Below are 18,577 nucleotides of genomic sequence, written 5' to 3'. Positions count from 1 at the left end.
AGCACTTTACTCTTCTACAGATTGCAACCCTCAAAGCTGCATATATTGATGTATGAGGAAGGTTGTAAGTGCCTACCCTAGTAAGAGTCAATCTAATAAAAGTAGGAGTAGTATATGAGAAAGCGACAATACAATTTTTCAGTAAAAGAATTAGAAAAAATGAAAAACCTATATGAAGAGGGGAAAAATACTATTGAAATTGCCAAAGAGTTTCAAATAGGGGTTCAATTAGTTAACCGCCGTCTGAAAGATTTAGGCATAAAAATGCGAAAGAAGGGTAAACTAACTTATTTTTCGGAACAAACTATAAAAAATATGTGGCATGCTTATATAAATGGTCTCACAATTGCAGAAATTGCGAAGGAACACCGAGTTAGCCATGTTACAATATACCGCAAACTAAAGACTATTGGTCTAAATGTTAGCCATGTTGACAAAAGATCTAAATATAAGTACAACAAACACTTTTTTGATGTAATTGATACTGAACATAAGGCTTATTGGTTAGGTTTTATCTATGCGGATGGATGCGTCTCTAAAAACAGAGGCTCATATGTACTAAGTATTGCACTTGCTTCCGTTGATGTTGTTCATCTATACAATTTCAAAAAGCATATAAGCTCAAATCACCCGATCTACCATTCTACTTCGCATTTAAATGACAAACAATTTTGCAATTGCAAGATACAAATATACAGCGAAAGTTTATGCAAGCAACTTATTTTGAAAGGGGCCATCCAAAGAAAATCTCTAGTATTAAAGTTCCCCTCAACGGAAACTGTACCTAATGATCTATTGCCGCACTTTATAAGAGGATTCTTTGATGGAGACGGTTGCATAAGCTTCCCAAAACGGGGGAAGTACAGCACATTAAGCGATTTAATTCCAGTTGTTTCATTTACCTCTACTAAGGAAATGCTTGAAGAGCTTAAGTTACATCTACCTGCTTCAAAAGATACGAAGGTCAAAAAAAAGCTCAATCACTATGAATTAAGATTCTCTGGAATTCGGCAAGCAAAAGCAATCCTAGATATCATGTATAAGGATGCGACAATTTATCTACAGAGAAAATATGATAACTACCATAAATTAATAGACATAACAAATGAAATAGATCAAAAGCTTAAATACAGACAACTTAATGAGTTACAGGCAAAAATAGTTAAGTTGTTGTTTACCAAATATATTGAGTTAAAGTCTATCCCAGCTGTAATACGATTTATGAATAAACAGGGATATACCACTCTAAGGGGGAAGCAATTTCATTACACTACTGTTTCTCATATGCTTCAACAACGGAGCTATACAAGACCCATTAGGGTAAATAACAAGATCACCCTGATAATAAAGATGGATACCTTTCAAGAAGTGCAGAGAATATTATGTGCAAAAAAACAATAAGAGACTCTCAGAAAAGTCTTAGAGTCTCTTATTTTTGCGACCATATCTATTTTAATCCAACATCTGCTAGCCAACTATCATCATTCTTTTGTTCTTCAAGCTTAACTAGTATATTGCCTATATCTTGATCATAGCTCTCCTTCACTTTCTCCTCTTCAACCCTCTTAGCATCTCTTGAAATAGGAATAACTCTTCTGACTATCCTAAGATCTCTTGTCAATTTAGACAAAATTAAAAAATCCAAGAAATGAATTCTGGATTTTAATAATCGTCACTACTCCTAACAACATTACTCCTTACAATGTTCTGTAAAATCACAATGATTTTCTGACAAGCTGTTACATACCTCATAGCCTGAGCCATTGTAGGATTAGCTCTTCGATTACTCATAGCGTTTTGTATATCTCTCAATTTCACTGCCTCAATAAAGGTATCCTCTGCAAGATAACCACTGTCTACCAGGTTTCTTAAATTTGTAACCATGTTATAACCGTCTATAGGATATTCCCCAAGTTTCCCTACTGTCCTTACTATTTCACGTTCTATGTCACCCCATGCTAATGACATTGCAGATAAAGGCGATGCTTCGGCCACTTTATAATAGTACTCATCGAGACTGTCAGACACCGTACTGTAATGATCTGAAGCCGTCATGGGAGGATCTAGGCGTTTTCCTTGTAATTGTTCATCTAGTCTCTCATTTACTTCTTCTATTTTAGGACCTAGATCAATCCCTGCACCAACACCAGGTACCGTTATACTTTTTGCTCGTTTGAGAATATCAGTAATCGGCTCCTTAAATTTGTTGGCAATCCATACAATAGCAACTGGCCAAACTAAGCTTTTTACTAAAGAAGCGATAAACTCTAATTTCGTCACACTACAATCTCCTTTGTCCGTTTTACTTTTGCTGATCCTTTTCTTATTTGCTTGCCTGACACCTACCTAAACTGCAGACATAATAAGAAACCAGAGAATTGCTACGACCACCAGTAAAAAAATACATAGATGACTATTCCTGATATGTTAAAGATAACAAACATTCCCCTTTGAATTTATTTCCATAAGTATATCAGATATAAATGGAAAATGGATATATTATGTAAAAATAGGCCTATAGTCAACGTATCGGCTGGGTCATTGCTTGATTCTCAACCAGCCACGATGTTCTTCATCGGTCTCATTATCGTACTGGTTTAATTCTCCGCCAACATAATTTTGCAGCAAACAAACTCTGAATATGTTCAACATCATTTCATTCAATTCTCTATTTGTAGTCCCTTTCCCATCATATCTCCACCAGTATTCAATGGTATGGGAACAGATTGTTTCCCTTTTCTCGACTTTACATTATCCATGTTGAATCCTCCTTATTTCTCCATTAAAAAAGGAACCCATAGTAGGGTTCCCGTTACAAAATCTATTCTTGTCGTTCCATATGTGTTCGGATCCAGTGTACCGCTTCTTCAAATGGCGGTCTGGTTTTATCGTTTGCAAGGATTAACGTCCATTCGTAAATCTCATCATCAGTTGCTACTAGTTCGTAGCCGTTCCAATCCAAAAATGTGGCTACAGCTAGATAGGATGTGCGTTTGTTTCCATCTTTGAAGGTATGACCGTCTGCTAACATATAATGATACACCGCAGCCTTCTCTTCAATAGTAGGATATCGTTCATAGGAGCCAAAGCCAGACATGGGGATAGCGAGTTTTGCCTCAAGATTTCCTGGATCACGTCCGGGGAATCCACCATAGTCTCGTAAGGCCATATCATGAAGATCTACTACGTCCTCGACTGTAAGATATTCAAATTCCATTAGTTCTTACTGAGTCGCTCCAACGCCTTACCGTTTTTCTGCTTAATCTTGTTGTAGCTGTCTTGAACTCGGCTTTTGCGATCTGTTTTTTGTTTAGGTTGAGTAGTTGCGTTCATCTCATCATCACCCTTTTTCTTTTTCATTGGACACCTCCCATATACCATTAGATATATGCAGGATGTCCAGAAATAGAATCTATTAATCTACATTTACCCTATCATACTACATTTCACACATCCTGGCTAGAGAGTCTACTGAGTCTCTTGTAAGCCCTTGTAGCCTTGCAACAGAGTCTGATATTCTTAACCCTGTAAGCCCTTGTAGCCTTGCAACAGAGTCTGATATTCTTAACCCTGTAAGCCCTTGTAGCCTTACAACTGGATCTGATATTCTTAACCCTGTTAAGTCACTATCTCTCTTCTTTCTTACCAATTGGCCCACCTCGACTTATGTTTTACAGTTAAAAATTGATTTTTGTATTGTGGTTAATCCCATATTGCTTGCTTCACCCACTACCGATGGGGTTCATCAAAGTCCTCTTCATTAAACATATCCTCATGTTCAATCGTTTCACGGCTTACAATTTGAATATCTACACTTCTAGGTTCAATGCCTTTTACATAATCCCGTAAAGAAAATTTAGCTACGTCTAATGCTTTTTTCTCATCAATAGGTAATAAAAAGATAACACTCTCTTCTATTTTAACTCTATCTGTAGCATAGTACTGATGTTTATCAATCCTATCATTATGAGCAGGATTATATAGATTAATATCGATATCTACGTCAATTTCCAATGAAACTGCTACGCTTATATCGCCTCCATAAGTCATCACTTCAATTAATTCTACGTTATCAATATCGCTAAAGTATGTAGGTTCGACATAACCACCCATATAATAATCATCGTGAATCTCTTCTGGCAAAGTATCAGACAAGTAGCTTTCAGTATATTGAGTGATCTGTTCAATTAGATGTTTTTCAACTAATACTGTAGCAAGTCCACCCTTTAATTCTTCTTCAATTTGTTCTGCAAAATCATCTGATAAGATTCGTTCGTGAAGCTGTTTATCTTTGAATAGTTCTTTGATTTCAACAGCATTGTTCGATAAAAAGTCATTAATGTCTCTATATGCAATAATGTTACTTGAGTCAGACAGATTCTCATGAAGAGTATAAGGCTGGCCTTTAGGAGTGTTCCCAGCACCAAATGCACCAAAATCTTTCGTATTATGAGAAATAAAAAAGCAATTTTCAAGGTTGTTTTTTTCGATGTATCGCTTGTATGTATACCAAATAATCGAATCCCGCACTTCTTTCTTCTTATAAGGAACAACTTCTTCTTTTTTGTTTGTTAATTTCAATCGTTTAATAAAAGGCTCTTTTTCATACATGTCCATTTCTACGACGTCTTTCAACACATCTACATCATAAGGAATTATTTTTAATTGCTCTTCTAATTCTAGTGTTTCAAAGTGGGAGATCACATCATCCACTATATCTTCAATCTTTACATCAATTTTCACATTTTCCCTTTTCGGATCGAACAAGTGCTTAATTTTAGATAGTGCTTCTACAGCAGTCTTTAACTCTTGATCAGTAAATACTTTATGTTTTCTTAGTACTTCCGAATAAACGGTTTGATTGATAAATAATTTTACGTCTTTGTGTTTTGCTAGGCGTAATAAGATCGGCTTTTTTCCTTTTGTTAGATAAGGGTCATTAAAGAAGACATTGGTATCTAAGAAAATGTTCATTCTTCCACCTCATTAAATTGATAGGTTTTTCCTATTTTACCATTTATTTAAAGAGTAGAATATTCTTTTAGAAAAAGGGGTTCTATTTCAGACAGTCAAAAGACACCGTGTTTATTTAAACTGAAGGTGGTAATGCCATTAACCAAAAAAAAGCCTCCTAAGAGGCTCCTCTTTCATCTGATACTCCTATTCCTCCACCCTTAAACTTTTTATAGTCAACCTTATATTGGAACTCTGCATCTGACGCTGCCCATACAGGAGTATGTTCTCTATGAATCCACCTTGTACAGTAGTTTTTTGTAGTTGTATTATTAATTTCAAAGTGTACAAAGTAAAGGATCTCCTCATCATGCAGTGCTTTCAGATAATTAACAACCGACTTTCGGTTAATATTTGTGTTCTTAACAATTGAATCAATTTTAATATATGAAATGGGATTATTGGTGCTGTTATAAAATAGATACCCAACCATATTAAGATAAGCGGCGAATACCTTTGGCTTATAGTCGCTTTTCATTGCAACAATTTTTTGAAGATCTTTATAAAACACCTTAGCAAAGCCATATTGTTCATCCATCCCTGTTGGTTTGATAAAGTAGTTGTTAGAAGGCTTTAAATTGATGACTTTGTTCTCCATTTCAATCTGATCATATATCTCTATATGCCCTACCTCTTGCAATCTGAGTAGGGAATTTTTTGCTCTAGCCTTTGTTGAGCTTTGCTCCGTACTTACTGCAATGAATTTCATAATATGGCTAATACCTGTATACGCAACTCCTTGGAAATTGTTTGCTAAAGATTTGATAATTGCTAAATAATAGACATCTAATTCCCCATTCTTGCCTAAATGTTTAGTTTCTATTAGCGACTTTGAAATCTTAATAAAGGATTCTTCCCTTTCTAAATGTGTGGTTGATTTTGTTTCATTACTCAATTATTCTATCTCCTTATTAATGAAGTTTTTCACTACAATAAAGCGAAAAATTAGTATGTGGCACAAAAGGAGCTTGCGACTTTTGCGCCACATACTTAATCTATTATATATTCTTCTATCTAATTATCTTCTATCTATTCCCCTTCTAAAATTGTCCGATTCCAATGAAAAAAGCTGGAGTTGTTAAAGGTATGAGGGCGCCCGATTATTAGGTGAAGTTTATCATGTATACACTCAATTTCCAGGTGCCATTTTACTATTTTAACTAAAACCCCACCTGAATTTCGTTCGCTAAAAAAGTTATGCCGATTCCTTTTTCGGTTTAAGTATTCTCTGCAAAGATACTGGTTCGCAATAGAGAGAAAGCTTACTATTCTTATTTGTTAATGCTTCCTCAATTCTCTTTGTTGCAATTTGCCCGCTATAGTAAAAAAACAAGTGTCTCATTATTTCTTCATATGTCCATTCACGTGGGCTATTATTTATGATTAAGCCAATGTGTCTTTGAATGGCTCCAATTGACCACCTTGGGTTGTATTTAGTATTTAACCATGGGCAGGCTTTCCCAATAACCCTTAGTTCCTCATTTTTGAGTAGTTCTTTATCCATTACAGAAAAAACCACTGATAATTCTAACCCAGGTTCAATTCTTTGTAATAGCCCCTCATGAACGTGTTGTTTTGCACGTCTACCTTTTAGGTAGCCGTTAACAAACCTATTCCTAAAACACTCAGTTTTGCCAATGTACCATATGTGGCGCTTAGTATGGAAAATGTATAATCCACTAACACCTTTCAAATCCTCAATAAAATCTGGTATTTCTTCAAACTTCACATTCGTATTTTTGTTCATCTTGTTCAATCTCAACTTTCTATTTATTTATTTTTGCAAGCTATAGCTATTTGCTTGATCTCCTTAAGGCAATCAAATGATCTATATTCATTATACATTTTGTGATTCTTGAAAAGCGGGACCAGAAACACTAAGGAAAAGTTACGATATAAGCAATAAAAAAAGCGAAAAGCTTGTCAAGAGTTTTTTGTTTTTTATAACATCAATACCTATCGAAAAAAGGGTAGTGTTTTACAAGTAAATATTTATTTTATGTAACCAAGGTCAATTATCTGAATATGAAAATCTCTAAATGTTTGCTTGGCTTGAGAAAATGCAATATAAACTTTGTTTATGTGAGAATCCTTTTCGTATCGGATTTTTAGAGACTGTCTTATGTGAATAGATGCGGTACACTGTTGCTATTTTGAAATGGGAGGGGGTAAATCTATATGGCAGACAAATTTTCTCCGGAAGTTTGAAGTCGCATAATGAGATCCATTAAGTCTGTCTCGAAACTAGAAGAGATAGTTAGTAAGGAATTGTGGAGACGTGGGTTTAGATTTCGAAGAAATGTAAAGGACTTATTCGGGAAGCCAGATTTTGCGATTAAAAAGTACAAAGTTGTAATATTTATCGATTCATGTTTCTGGCACAATTGCCCAGTTCATGGTCACCTACCTAAAACGAACGTAGAATACTGGCAAATTGTATAGGAACGCATGGAGGGATTACCAAGTAGATAATTATTATTTAGAACACGATTGGAATATACTACGCATATGGGAACACCAAGTAGAGAACGAGTTCGATCAGGTAATCGAGGGTATTATCACTTTTGTGGAAAAAGCTAAGACGAAGAATCTCCCTTAAGTCTCTCCAAAAAACCCAACTAATTTTACTTTTCGATTCATCCTTTTAAAATTTCACAAACACCCCTCTATATCAATAACGATTTACTACCCGAAAAGTAATACAAAAATAGAAAAGTTTTTTTCTGGCGTTTAAATTCCTCTATATACAGGTGCCTGCGTTTAACAAGCTTTTCCTAGGTTATTAACATATAGAAATAGAAAAGCTCAATTCTACAAGGAATTGAGCTTTATGACCTTAAGCTGCTATTTTAATTAAAAATTCAGTTTTCCTATAGGACTGTACTTATTGTGCTGTAGTTTAGTATCAGATTTATTCATTTGGATGTAAACACGAATCATTTGCATGGAAGAGTGACCGAGAATGAGCTGCAGAGTGAAAGGATCTCCGCCGCTCAGAATGTAATTCTTTGCGAAATAATGCCGAAATGAATGTGGCGAGACTCTCACATTCTTTATACCTGCCTTATCCTTGTACTGCTTTAGCCTCTTTTGTATACTGCGTTTTTGAAATGGCGTTCCATACACACTTAGAAAGATTTCATTGCTCACAAAATGACATTCATTAAATTTGATTAGTTCTTGGAGTAGCTTAGCAATTTTGTTTGAGAAAGGAATGTGCCTTCCTTTCCTGGTTTTCACATTCTTTGCTTGTAAATAGATGCTCTTTTGCACTAGATCAATATCTTGACTAGTTAACGTTGTAGCCTCTCCAATCCTTATACCAGTATCAATTAGTAACATGATCAGGACATAGTCTCTAAAACCCGTATACTCATCTCTGTTGATCGTTTTCAACAAACGCATAATGTGATCATCGGTTAATACGTCAATGGCATCTTCCTCGGTTTTTAAAAGCTTGATGGAAGCCGCTATATTATCTTCTATGTACCCCTCTTCAAAAACGAACTTGAGAAAGCATTTTAACGTCCTTAATCGGACATTGATTGTAACTGGAGAAAGTCCTACCTCGTTTTTCATATGGCTAACGTATTTCCTAACGAGTGTTGTGCTTATGTCTTTTATTGTTAACTGACCATATTCCTCATACCATTGCCTTAAATATCGGAAATGGTGTTGGTAATCCTGTATTGTCCGTTCCCGTAACCCTTCTGCTTCTTTCACTGTTATGAAAAGATTTTGAAGCTCGACCAGCGTCAAACTGGCTTTCCTAGTGTTGGATCTGGAAGCAGAAAACTTTACCCTTTGTTTACCCTGAAACATATTTTTAGCCACAAAAAAAGCCTCCTATTGGTTATACCAATACGAAGTGTCTTCAAAAATAAGGAGGTACGGTCTATACTTAAATTCACTAGACCGACTCGAAGGACAAAACCCTTCAAAACCCGCATTATTACTGGTGTGGCGGCCCCGGCAGGAATCGAACCTGCGACGCACGGTTTAGGAAACCGACGCTCTATCCACTGAGCTACGGAGCCAATATGCTGTTCTTGGTGTAACCACGCACAAGAAATCTTCTTTACCTGATAATTCTACAAGACGAACATGATAGAGTCAAGCAAGGATATTCATTTGTTTATGTGCAGCCCCATTGATTATTTCAGCTGCTTTCTCTACTCTAGAAATAGTAATTACAGAATATCAGGACAAAGGATGAACGGAATGAACAAGACGTTGACAGAATTAACAAACCACCCTGTATTTCATTATTTCGCAGAACTCTCTTCCATTCCCCGGGGCTCCGGCAATGAAAAAGAAGTCAGCGGCTACCTTCTCCGGTTTGCAGAGAAACGAAAGCTTGCTGTAATTCAGGATGAGGCGCTTAATATTATCATTAAAAAAGAAGCGACGGCAGGATATGAGCATGTGCCCGCGATTATTCTTCAGGGCCATATGGATATGGTCTGTGAAAAAAATAAAGGAACCGCCCATGACTTCGACAAAGACCCTCTTCAGTTACAGATCAAGGAGGACATGCTTTTCGCAAGCGGAACTACCCTTGGAGCCGACAACGGCATTGCTGTCGCTTATGCGCTCGCACTTCTTGATGCCAATGATCTTCCACACCCCGCTCTCGAAGTTGTTATTACTACAGAAGAAGAGACCACGATGAAGGGTGCCCTTGAGGTCAGTCCTGACCATTTTTCCGGAGAGGTGTTTATCAACCTGGATTCCGAAGAAGAAGGCAAGCTGCTGGTCAGCAGCGCAGGCGGCATCACAGCATCTCAAAATCTGCCCATCCAGTGGGAACCTCTGACGGGGGATACGAGCGCTTTTCTCATTCAAATCACAGGACTTTATGGCGGCCATTCGGGCATGTCCATACATAAAGGCAGAGGAAATGCCAATAAACTCCTTGGCCGCCTTCTGAATGGTCTTTCTGAAGCATTTGATTTCCGCTTGTCTTTGCTATCCGGCGGATTGAAATCAAATGCGATTCCCCGGGAAGCAGAAGCTGTTATCCATGTGCCGGAAGCGCATGCTTCCCGTGTCCCGGAACTCGCAGACATCTGGGAATCAATTTTTAAGGAGGAATTGAGAACTTCGGATTCCAGGGTTAGCGTTACAGCAGAAAAGGTCAACCTCCTGCACGAACAGGTATACTCCGCTGAAACCACCGGATCGGTCATCAACTCGATCATGCTCATTCCAAATGGGGTGCAGTCCATGAGCCAGGAGATTGAGGGTCTTACTGAAAGTTCCACCAATCTAGGGGTGATTTCCAGCAGTGCTTCGGCCATCACCTTCGTCAGTGAAATCCGAAGCTCCGTAAAAAGCTTAAAAGAACAAATCCTTAAGCAAAACGAGCGGATTGCCAGAATGACAGGTTCATCTTTCACGACACAGGCGGACTATCCCGAATGGCCATATCGCAAAGATTCCAAGGTTCAGAAGCTTTTTGAAGAAGTATACGAAAATCATTACGGAAAACGCCCTGAAATTGTAGCGATTCATGCAGGACTCGAGTGCGGGATTTTCACCGAAAAACTGCCGCATATTGACGCCATTTCTCTTGGTCCCGATATGTTTGATGTTCATACACCGGAAGAACACCTCAGCATTCCATCAACCATCCGTACATGGGAGTACCTTCTTTCAGCTCTCAGGGAAATGAAAGCTTTCTACAGCTGATTCCATGCAAAAGAGCCGCCTGTGTAACCCCTGGCGGCTCTTTTTACTGTTTTCCGTTTCTTAAAAATCAAATGGGTCAGGTATCGCCCGGTACTCAGTGCCGCAGTCTGTCATCCATAGAGACGGAAGTTTCGTTATTCAAAACATTTACAATTTCATGCAGGTATGTTGTTATCTTTATGGAATGTATATATGCAAATAGAAGTATGTATAGCGGAGGTGTTTTGATGAAAAATAATGTCATTAACTTCCCCAGGCAAGTAAACCCCGTTGCTTTTATTGAAAGCGAGATGGATTTAGTAGCTGAAATCCGGGGATTGCTCAGCGAATTCAGAAATGATCACCCGGTCTTGATTAAACGGGCGATCCTGACACGGGTTGATATTTTAACCCAGCAGCTAGTCAGTCTCTCCTAACAGCCGTTTCTTTGGTATTCGTTCAACAGCCCATCCAGCTCCTGGCTGCATTGAACCGTCTCATGATTGGTAAACCCTCTGAGAAAAGCCAGCCTGATCAGTTCTTCCTTCTTTGCTCCAATAGATTCCAATAGTCCTTTTAAGCGATATTCCGCAGTACTCATGCACAATGCTCTCCTTTTCTATCAATTCCAACATCATTATTCGATACACAAGAGATATTATCTATAAAAACCAAGCATTTGAGAAGGGATTCAACAAAAGAAGTGATAAAGTTACAAAACTATACAAAGTTCCCCGCCTCCTCTTTTTTTATCATCCGGTTTTATAGGACATACTGATTAAAAAAGACAGGAGAATCTTTGTGAAATTCATCAAGTACATTGTTTTGTCGCTAGGGTTCCTTTTTCTTGGCGTCATCTGGTATTTCGAATTTGCCAGCTGGTTCAAATGATCGCAACAAAAAAGGCAGTTCCTTGAGGAAGCTGCCTTTTGTAGCTTTTAGTTCTTGGAATTGGATAATACCAATTTTGTCAGATCCACCAGCTGATCGATCAGCGCATTCACACGAAGTGTTGCAAGCTCTTCCGTTAGCTCGCGTTCATCATTAAAATGAAGCGGATCAGCGACAAACTGGTCAGCGATTACCAATGAATAAAGACCTCTCAATACAGTACGGAGGTTATTCAAGGCATTGATTCCGCCTTTTCCCCCACCTGCAGCAGCTGTAATCACGGCAGGCTTATTTTTAAACTGTGCTCCTGTGAGGAAATCAAGAGCATTTTTAAGCGCCCCGCTCATACCGTTGTGGTATTCGGGTGTACAAACGAAAAAGCCCTGTGCTTCATCTGCTGCCTTTACCAGCTTTCGGACCGCTTCGTTTTCTTGTTCCGCTGTATCTCCTGTATACAATGGAAGACGATCCTTGCCAACGTCGAAAAATGTGACTTCAACGCCTTTTTCCTGCAAAACGTTTGCTGCATATTCAGCTATACCTCTTGTTCTTGATTCAGCCGTCGGGCTGCCGTTCATGACTAAAATTTTCATTCAGCTTTCCCTGCCTTTGTGCTCAAATTATCGTACCCCACCTATTATACTTAAAATCAACCGCAGTTAAAATATTCTGCATTAATGTGGTTTCATGGAAAAACCTTCATGCCCGCACCGTTTAGTAGGCGTTGGCATACACTACAATGTCGTGAAGGCTATTTACAAAAGAGGTGAACCGAACGTGATGCCTTATCCATATCCACCTTATCCCGGTGTCATGCCCTTTCCCGGAATGCCGCCTGGGGGAATGACTGGAGCCATGCCAGGAGCTATGCCTGGGGCTATGCCCGGAGCCATGCCCGGAGTTATGCCTGGGGCTATGCCCGGAGCCATGCCTGGGGCTGGCGCAGGATATCCTGGGATGCCGGGAGGAAATTATTACACACCTTACAACAATCCCTTGAAATTATCTACCATGACGTCGGTCGAATGGTTTGTTCAACGAGGCTTGGCAGAGGCGCCAAAGACCTCCTATGAACATGCTTTGCGGGAGACGGCGGCCATGGCTTATTTGTACGGGATGGGCTATCCGCAGCAAGCAGCCTACAAGCTTGTAGAGTCATGGGAACTGGGTGAAAAATTTTACCCGGGAGAAAGATGACGGACTGGAGAATACAGTGATGTATTCTCTTTCTTATGTGGACTTCTTGAAAAAACAAAAAAGGGAAGCAAAAGTCTTCAGACTTTTGCTTCCCTTTTTTCTAAGTATCCTCATTGCAAAAATGAGCTGGCTTTATAATTGACCGCAATGCCACTGCCGCCTGCTTTTCCAGAATCTACTACTTTAAGATAATAATTACCGGAATCCTCAAGATTAAAAACTTTTTGGTAGCCAACTCCATTACTGCTCACCCATGCCGACTGTCCCACTTTTTCATCCTTGAAGAATAAGTGCTTCTTCCAAAGCTCCAGCTTAATTTTCCCACTTCCCGAAGTCTTTTTTATAGAAATCGTAGCATAGGAATCATCAAACGCAGCAGAAGAAGACATTTTATCTCCGCCCGTTGATTTCAAGCTGATGGATTCAGCTGCATACGCCGTGCAAGTGACCAGCAAAAGAACTGCGGTTAAGATAAAAATTTTTGCTTTCATGTAAATCACCCCATCGGTACGTTATTTCAACATAATATAACATACCGATGGGGTGAACTTAGCCGATGTCATGATGCTGTAATAAAACGTAATGGTTTTGTCCCATTTCACTGCTTCTTTTCATTAAAGTAATGGACCCCATAAGCGGAGCCTTCGGAAACCATTTTTGAATCCTCATAGTCACTGGGATCCGGGTGGCCGCCTTTTTCAACTGGCAGTACATTGCTTTTTTCAGGTCTTATTTTTCTTTTGATGTTAGTAAATGCTAATTTTGTACGGATTCTGTTCGGCTTGGATGATAACCAAACCGCTGCTGCAGAGGTGCCCATTCCAACTAGTATCCACGGTTTCATACTGGCTGTTTGTTTCATTGTTATAACCTCCTTACGATTCTATACCCGGATCAAACTTCGGTTAACCGATAAAAACATTTCATTTTTTTTACATAATGCGACTCATCCCGGTATGATATGCCAATGTTTTCCGCATATTAAAGCCAAGAATGCCAAAAGGAGGCAATACACGTGAAGTCGATCTTTTTTAATATGCTTCTTTTCCTTATCCTGCTGATGACTGCCGGATCTCCCATACACGCCACTCCGCTCGATCCAGAGACAAATGTGGAGAGTAAGAGCGGTTCATCCATTTTCGTAATCGATCAGCGGAAAATGGATGTGACGGGTGACAAACGGCCCGATATGGTTACGTTAATGGGCCAGAAGGAAAAGCAGGAAAATATATATTCGGAAAATCTTTTCCTGATTTTCCAGGATGGGGCCACGCGCCGTTTTACCACGTTGAATCTAAATGACGGGGGATATCATCCCAACATACAATTTTTTGATTTTAATGGCGACCGTATTCCCGAAACTTATATTTCTGCTGAAACGGGCGGCCGGGGAGGCACCTCTGTTTTCCATCTGGTTTCATCAAAGAACAATCATGTAGTGGAAATTCCCGTACCTTCTTCACTCGGTATCAGCGGACGATTTACGGACGGTTATCATGCTACAATTTTGGTTAAAAACACAGGCCAAATTACGTCCATCAATCTGGCTGAACGACGACAGAAATATGAAACTTCCGAGGTATATAAAAACGGAACGCTTATTAAACCCATCCGAGTTTCGGCGAATAAATTCAGCATGCTGACCCCTGTGGATGTTAATGGTGACGGTATATTTGAACTGCGGGGCGTCCAGCGCATATCCGGAATTGCGAATGGAGACTCTGTAGCCTTTGCCGACTCGATCTGGAAATATAAATTTATGCACTGGGAGCTTGTAAGCAGCAGTGTCCACAAAGCGAATTAACGAATTAACAAAAGAGCAGTCCAGGACCATCGCCCTGGCTGCTCTTTTTCATGCTTCACTGGTGTGATTCAACAATCGTTGAAGCTGGTTCCCCGCATTTTCACCGCACAGCCCGCCATGATAACAAACAACCTGTTCCACATTATAATCAGCGTAGCGTTGTATGGATCTCTCTGCCTCTTCAAAATCAAGCGTCGTTTCCTTATGGGGGCCATACAGTACTCCATTCATACTGTACATGGAATCGCCTGCGACCAGTAACTTGCTTTGCTTCAGGTAGAGGCTGATATGACCAGGTGTATGACCCGGAGTGAAAATAACGGATATGCCTCCTGCCAACTCGAGCTCCTCTCCTCCTTTTAACGGAATGTGCACCTTTGAGACTGGTGCCGGAACTTCATAGAATGCCTTGGCCATCTCGGGAAGAGCCTCGAATTCTTCATCACTCAGCGAACTTCGATCCGTTTTTATTAAAGGCTTTTCACCTTGTATAAACGGTTGATCGATCTTGTGCGCGTAAACGGTAAGAGTATGTCCAGAGGCCTCCTGAAGTTCCGGAAGGCTGCCTGTATGGTCAATGTCCTGGTGGGTCAGAATTACATGCGTGAGACTTCGGAATGGAACACCAGCCGCCTCCATTTCGCTTTGAAGGCTTTGAAGCTGTCCCGGCACACCTGTATCAATCAGAACTGCCGCTTGTTCGTCCCACACAAGGACCGGATGGATCAGCATGCCGTTCACATTTACATCAAGCATGGCTGCACCGCTTGCGAGTTTTCTCATACGTTTACCTCCTGCCATTTATTTTTCAATCTAAGCTTAACTATTCTCTTTTGGCTGCTTTATTCCTTGAATCAGCTTGAACCTTTTCGCAAAAGGGTACTACTAAGAACAAGACCAGCGAACTGAAAGGAGGCAATGATGAAATCAGCTAAAGTACGTTCCTTTTTTAATGCGGCAGGACTGGCTCTCGTTCTGGCAGTCAATTACCTGGCCAATGCGCTTCCACTGAATGGGAAAACGACCGGCCAGCTCTCGGATCAATACAACGTCCTCTACACCCCGGCGGGCTACGTATTTTCGATTTGGGGGCTCATCTACACGCTGTTAAGCGTATGGGTGATCTACCAGCTCTTTCCCAAAAACTGCGATAAGCCTGTTTTCCGGCGGATCGGCTATTGGTTTGTTCTTAATTGTCTTTTTAATTCAGCCTGGATTTTCGCCTGGCATTACGAGCAGGTCGGCTTGTCTCTGTTAATCATGTTTGGCCTTTTGTCCACGTTGATCGTTATTTATAAAAAAATTACGGAGACAAAAGAAACTTCCGCTTTCATCCGGATTCCCTTTTCCATTTATATTGGCTGGGTGTCTGTTGCCACGATCGTCAATACAGGTGTGTTTCTGGTTTCACATAATTGGAACGGATGGGGCTTAAGCCATGTGACCTGGACCGTTATCATGCTCATCGTCGGCACAGTTTTAGCCTTTTACTTCACTTCCAAAAACAAGGATATCTTTTATTCACTCGTATTTGTGTGGGCGTTCATTGGAATTGCAATAAAGCGGGCAGAGCTTCAGGACATTTGGCTTTCTGCCCTGCTGGTGGCGGGCGTGCTTGCGATTCATGTGATCTACCGGCTGCTTTTCAATAAAACCACTTCCTATAACCAGCGGACACAATAGCTCACATAAAACCGGCTCCACGTTTGGGGCCGGTTTTTATTTGTATATTAAGGAAATTTTTTAGGTTTTCCGGCAGAAATCTTGTATACTTTCTTATAGATAAATTGAGTATTTGCTGGAGGCTTCCATGGAAAAAACAAAATGTCCCGTTCCGGTTTTCATACCGCTCATTGTTGGCATTATCGCCGTATCGTTCTCTTCTATTTTTGTAAAACTCTCTGATGCTCCTGTCTCTGTTCAGGGCATGTACCGCTTGTTGATCACGATCCTCTTCATGCTTCCCTTTTCAGGTAATCAGTGGAAGAATGCGAAACAGATACAGCCCAGGCAGTGGCTGCTTCTTTTTTTGTCGGGAACCTTTCTCGCCCTGCATTTCCTTTTGTGGATGGGCTCGCTCAAGCTGACTACAGTGGCCAGTTCTACCATCATTCTGGCGCTGCAGCCTGTGTTTGTATTAATCGGAGCTTTTTTCCTGTTTAAGGAGCGAACCTCCTCTGCCTCGCTTATCGGAATGGCGATTGCTATTTGCGGTGCCGCCCTTATCGGATGGGGGGATATTGGAATTTCACCAGAAAATTTGCTTGGGGATTTACTTTCGCTTTTCGGCACACTTGCCGTGGCCGTACATATGCTCATCGGACAACATTTATTGCGTCATATTCCTTCTTTTTTCTACAGTCTTGTTGTATTTGTTTCAGCCGTCTTTGTGTTTGCCCTGTACAATGGGGCCGCCGGTATTCCCATGACCGGCTACCCGGGCCACGACTGGCTCATCTTCTTTCTGCTTGCCATCATTCCTACTGTATTCGGGCATGTCCTGTTCAATTGGCTGATGAAGTATGTCAGTGCAACCACCATTTCCGTCAACATCCTTGGAGAGCCGGTAGGCGCAAGCATCCTGGCGTATTTTATGCTGAAGGAAAGCATCTCCCTCTTTCAGGGAACCGGCGGTTTTCTGGTTTGTACCGGCTTGTATCTTTTCTTAAAAACAAGCAGGGTGCCCAAACCGTTTAAAGAAGCCCCCGCTGCCCAAAACGTATAGGCTGTCAGTTGATTAAAAGAAATAAAAGAGGTACGTTAATAGAGTTAATAAAAGATTAGAGAGAGATTGCTGATCTCATCAGGGGGGATTCTGAGATTGGAAAATAAAAAAGCGCTGCCAATCTTATTTTTAGTGATGTTTTTAGTAATGGTCGGATTCGGAATCATTATTCCTGTCCTGCCTTTTTTTGCGGAAAAGGTCGGTGCAAGTCCTGCACAGCTCGGCCTTTTGATGGCCGTTTATTCGTTGATGCAGCTGTTGTTTGCGCCCGTCTGGGGCCGGATTTCCGACCGGATCGGCCGAAAGCCGGTCATGCTGATCGGAATTGCTGGACTCGCTGTTTCATTTTTTTTGATGGCTGTTTCCAGCCAGCTTTGGATGCTGTTCGCGGCCCGTATTGCCGGGGGGCTGCTGTCTTCTGCCAATATGCCGACAACGATGGCCTACGTAGCAGATATTACAACACCTGAAAACAGGGGGAAAGGCATGGGTATTATCGGAGCAGCCGTTGGCCTCGGTTTTATATTCGGGCCGGCGATTGGCGGTATTTTTTCCGAGTCCAGTCTGAACACTCCCTTTTACCTTGCCGGGACTTCTTCGCTCATTACGTTCTTTCTTGTTCTTTTTGTATTAAAAGAATCACTGCCAAAAGACATGAGAACAACCGGAAATGTCAAAAGCGCATCCAGGTGGGAAGCGTTCAAGGGTGCGGTTTCCATCCTTTTCGTTCTGCAGCTGTTTATTTCCCTTTCTTTGTCCGGACTTGAAGCCACATTTGCTTACTTTGCGGCAAAGAAAGCGGGACTTGATACAAATCATCTCGGGTATATCTTCATGATTATGGGCTTTGCCGGTGCTCTTGTTCAAGGCGGACTTGTTGGACGTTTAACTAAAAAGTACGGAGAAGGAAAAGTTATTCAGGGAGGAATTGTTCTTTCCGCTGTTGGATTTGGCTTAATTCTTCTTGTCCATAACTTCACGACGGCTGCTATTTTCCTTTCCATTTTCGGAATCGGAAACGGAGTCATCCGGCCAAGCGTGTCTGCCCTGCTGACGAAGACGTCCACCTCGGGTCACGGCAGTGTTACCGGCCTGCTGTCTTCCTTCGATTCACTCGGACGGATTATCGGTCCCCCTCTCGGAGGGTGGCTGTTTGCTATAGCCGCCGGGCTGCCTTATATCACGGGCATCGTGTTATCCATCATTGCTCTTGTGCTTTATCAGGTTTATCGTTCGAGAGCGGAAACTTTTTCAAAAGCAGGCTAAAAAAAGGCAGT

At 40.7% G+C, this 18,577-nt stretch carries 22 protein-coding genes and 1 tRNA gene; 9 read left to right on the top strand and 14 right to left on the bottom strand.

Annotated features, from left to right (window positions below):
• The first annotated feature begins 114 nt into the window (after window positions 1-114).
• Window positions 115-1,401 (top strand): recombinase family protein, encoded by a 1,287-nt coding sequence (locus tag QYB97_RS07970; protein WP_301165454.1) that lies wholly within the window; start codon window positions 115-117, stop codon window positions 1,399-1,401.
• A 46-nt stretch (window positions 1,402-1,447) separates the two neighbouring features.
• On the opposite strand, the gene QYB97_RS07965 is transcribed toward QYB97_RS07970, so the two are convergent.
• From QYB97_RS07965 to QYB97_RS07935, 7 genes are all read right to left on the bottom strand, one after another.
• Entirely contained in the window at window positions 1,448-1,630 is a 183-nt protein-coding gene (locus QYB97_RS07965; RefSeq protein WP_301165453.1) for a hypothetical protein, read from the bottom strand.
• A 32-nt stretch (window positions 1,631-1,662) separates the two neighbouring features.
• The gene (locus tag QYB97_RS07960) at window positions 1,663-2,280 is read right to left on the bottom strand and encodes a hypothetical protein (RefSeq protein ID WP_301165452.1); all 618 of its coding nucleotides are present in this window, start codon (window positions 2,278-2,280) and stop codon (window positions 1,663-1,665) included.
• A 541-nt stretch (window positions 2,281-2,821) separates the two neighbouring features.
• Window positions 2,822-3,217: a type II toxin-antitoxin system death-on-curing family toxin gene (locus QYB97_RS07955; protein WP_301165451.1), complete on the bottom strand. Its 396-nt coding sequence runs from the start codon at window positions 3,215-3,217 to the stop codon at window positions 2,822-2,824.
• Entirely contained in the window at window positions 3,217-3,360 is a 144-nt protein-coding gene (locus tag QYB97_RS07950; RefSeq protein ID WP_301165450.1) for a hypothetical protein, read from the bottom strand. Before QYB97_RS07950 ends, QYB97_RS07955 begins: the two co-directional genes overlap by 1 nt.
• A 369-nt stretch (window positions 3,361-3,729) precedes the next feature.
• Window positions 3,730-4,974, bottom strand: a complete 1,245-nt coding sequence (locus tag QYB97_RS07945) for a PIN domain-containing protein (protein WP_301165449.1) — start codon at window positions 4,972-4,974, stop codon at window positions 3,730-3,732.
• A gap of 157 nt (window positions 4,975-5,131) precedes the next feature.
• Window positions 5,132-5,908: a hypothetical protein gene (locus tag QYB97_RS07940; RefSeq protein WP_301165448.1), complete on the bottom strand. Its 777-nt coding sequence runs from the start codon at window positions 5,906-5,908 to the stop codon at window positions 5,132-5,134.
• Between the two features lie 300 nt (window positions 5,909-6,208).
• Window positions 6,209-6,760 (bottom strand): hypothetical protein, encoded by a 552-nt coding sequence (locus QYB97_RS07935; protein ID WP_301165447.1) that lies wholly within the window; start codon window positions 6,758-6,760, stop codon window positions 6,209-6,211.
• Window positions 6,761-7,230: 470 nt separating this feature from the next.
• Here QYB97_RS07935 and QYB97_RS25180 point away from each other — a divergent pair, with 470 nt between their 5' ends.
• Window positions 7,231-7,455 carry a hypothetical protein gene (locus QYB97_RS25180; protein ID WP_356948169.1) on the top strand — a complete coding sequence of 75 codons (225 nt, stop codon included), beginning with the start codon at window positions 7,231-7,233 and terminating at the stop codon, window positions 7,453-7,455.
• Window positions 7,456-7,866: 411 nt separating this feature from the next.
• On the opposite strand, the gene QYB97_RS07925 is transcribed toward QYB97_RS25180, so the two are convergent.
• Both QYB97_RS07925 and QYB97_RS07920 read right to left on the bottom strand, forming a co-directional pair.
• Complete coding sequence (locus QYB97_RS07925; RefSeq protein ID WP_301165446.1) at window positions 7,867-8,847, bottom strand: tyrosine-type recombinase/integrase; 981 nt, start codon at window positions 8,845-8,847, stop codon at window positions 7,867-7,869.
• A 127-nt stretch (window positions 8,848-8,974) separates the two neighbouring features.
• A tRNA-Arg gene (locus QYB97_RS07920) sits at window positions 8,975-9,050 on the bottom strand.
• A 184-nt stretch (window positions 9,051-9,234) separates the two neighbouring features.
• Here QYB97_RS07920 and QYB97_RS07915 point away from each other — a divergent pair.
• Complete coding sequence (locus QYB97_RS07915; RefSeq protein WP_301165445.1) at window positions 9,235-10,704, top strand: aminoacyl-histidine dipeptidase; 1,470 nt, start codon at window positions 9,235-9,237, stop codon at window positions 10,702-10,704.
• Window positions 10,705-10,931: 227 nt separating this feature from the next.
• The gene (locus QYB97_RS07910) at window positions 10,932-11,120 is read left to right on the top strand and encodes a hypothetical protein (RefSeq protein ID WP_301165444.1); all 189 of its coding nucleotides are present in this window, start codon (window positions 10,932-10,934) and stop codon (window positions 11,118-11,120) included.
• Here QYB97_RS07910 and QYB97_RS07905 read toward each other — a convergent pair.
• Together QYB97_RS07905 and QYB97_RS07900 are read right to left on the bottom strand one after the other, a co-directional pair.
• Entirely contained in the window at window positions 11,117-11,284 is a 168-nt protein-coding gene (locus QYB97_RS07905) for an aspartyl-phosphate phosphatase Spo0E family protein (protein WP_301165443.1), read from the bottom strand. The genes QYB97_RS07910 and QYB97_RS07905 overlap by 4 nt on opposite strands.
• Window positions 11,285-11,621: 337 nt before the next feature.
• Entirely contained in the window at window positions 11,622-12,167 is a 546-nt protein-coding gene (locus tag QYB97_RS07900; protein ID WP_301165442.1) for an NADPH-dependent FMN reductase, read from the bottom strand.
• A 94-nt stretch (window positions 12,168-12,261) separates the two neighbouring features.
• Between QYB97_RS07900 and QYB97_RS07895 the strand changes: the two genes are divergently transcribed.
• Entirely contained in the window at window positions 12,262-12,771 is a 510-nt protein-coding gene (locus QYB97_RS07895) for a hypothetical protein (protein WP_301165441.1), read from the top strand.
• Window positions 12,772-12,881: 110 nt separating this feature from the next.
• Here the strand turns inward: QYB97_RS07895 and QYB97_RS07890 are convergent, their stop codons facing one another.
• Window positions 12,882-13,262 (bottom strand): hypothetical protein, encoded by a 381-nt coding sequence (locus QYB97_RS07890; protein ID WP_301165440.1) that lies wholly within the window; start codon window positions 13,260-13,262, stop codon window positions 12,882-12,884.
• A gap of 107 nt (window positions 13,263-13,369) precedes the next feature.
• Window positions 13,370-13,633: a hypothetical protein gene (locus QYB97_RS07885; protein ID WP_301165439.1), complete on the bottom strand. Its 264-nt coding sequence runs from the start codon at window positions 13,631-13,633 to the stop codon at window positions 13,370-13,372.
• 153 nt (window positions 13,634-13,786) lie between these two features.
• Between QYB97_RS07885 and QYB97_RS07880 the strand changes: the two genes are divergently transcribed.
• Window positions 13,787-14,575 (top strand): hypothetical protein, encoded by a 789-nt coding sequence (locus QYB97_RS07880; protein WP_301165438.1) that lies wholly within the window; start codon window positions 13,787-13,789, stop codon window positions 14,573-14,575.
• A 48-nt stretch (window positions 14,576-14,623) separates the two neighbouring features.
• On the opposite strand, the gene QYB97_RS07875 is transcribed toward QYB97_RS07880, so the two are convergent.
• The gene (locus tag QYB97_RS07875; protein ID WP_301165437.1) at window positions 14,624-15,358 is read right to left on the bottom strand and encodes an MBL fold metallo-hydrolase; all 735 of its coding nucleotides are present in this window, start codon (window positions 15,356-15,358) and stop codon (window positions 14,624-14,626) included.
• A gap of 138 nt (window positions 15,359-15,496) precedes the next feature.
• Between QYB97_RS07875 and QYB97_RS07870 the strand changes: the two genes are divergently transcribed.
• The 3 genes from QYB97_RS07870 (at window position 15,497) to QYB97_RS07860 (ending at window position 18,566) form a co-directional block, all read left to right on the top strand.
• Complete coding sequence (locus QYB97_RS07870) at window positions 15,497-16,258, top strand: tryptophan-rich sensory protein (RefSeq protein WP_301165436.1); 762 nt, start codon at window positions 15,497-15,499, stop codon at window positions 16,256-16,258.
• A 127-nt stretch (window positions 16,259-16,385) separates the two neighbouring features.
• Window positions 16,386-17,300, top strand: a complete 915-nt coding sequence (locus tag QYB97_RS07865; protein ID WP_301165435.1) for a DMT family transporter — start codon at window positions 16,386-16,388, stop codon at window positions 17,298-17,300.
• Between the two features lie 96 nt (window positions 17,301-17,396).
• Window positions 17,397-18,566: an MFS transporter gene (locus QYB97_RS07860; RefSeq protein ID WP_301165434.1), complete on the top strand. Its 1,170-nt coding sequence runs from the start codon at window positions 17,397-17,399 to the stop codon at window positions 18,564-18,566.
• Window positions 18,567-18,577 lie beyond the last annotated feature (11 nt).

Source organism: Fictibacillus fluitans (assembly GCF_030418125.1).
Taxonomy (GTDB): Bacteria; Bacillota; Bacilli; order Bacillales; family Fictibacillaceae; genus Fictibacillus_C; species Fictibacillus_C fluitans.
Note: the sequence above shows the minus strand (reverse complement) of the source record. Positions and strands in the feature narration are given on the sequence as shown.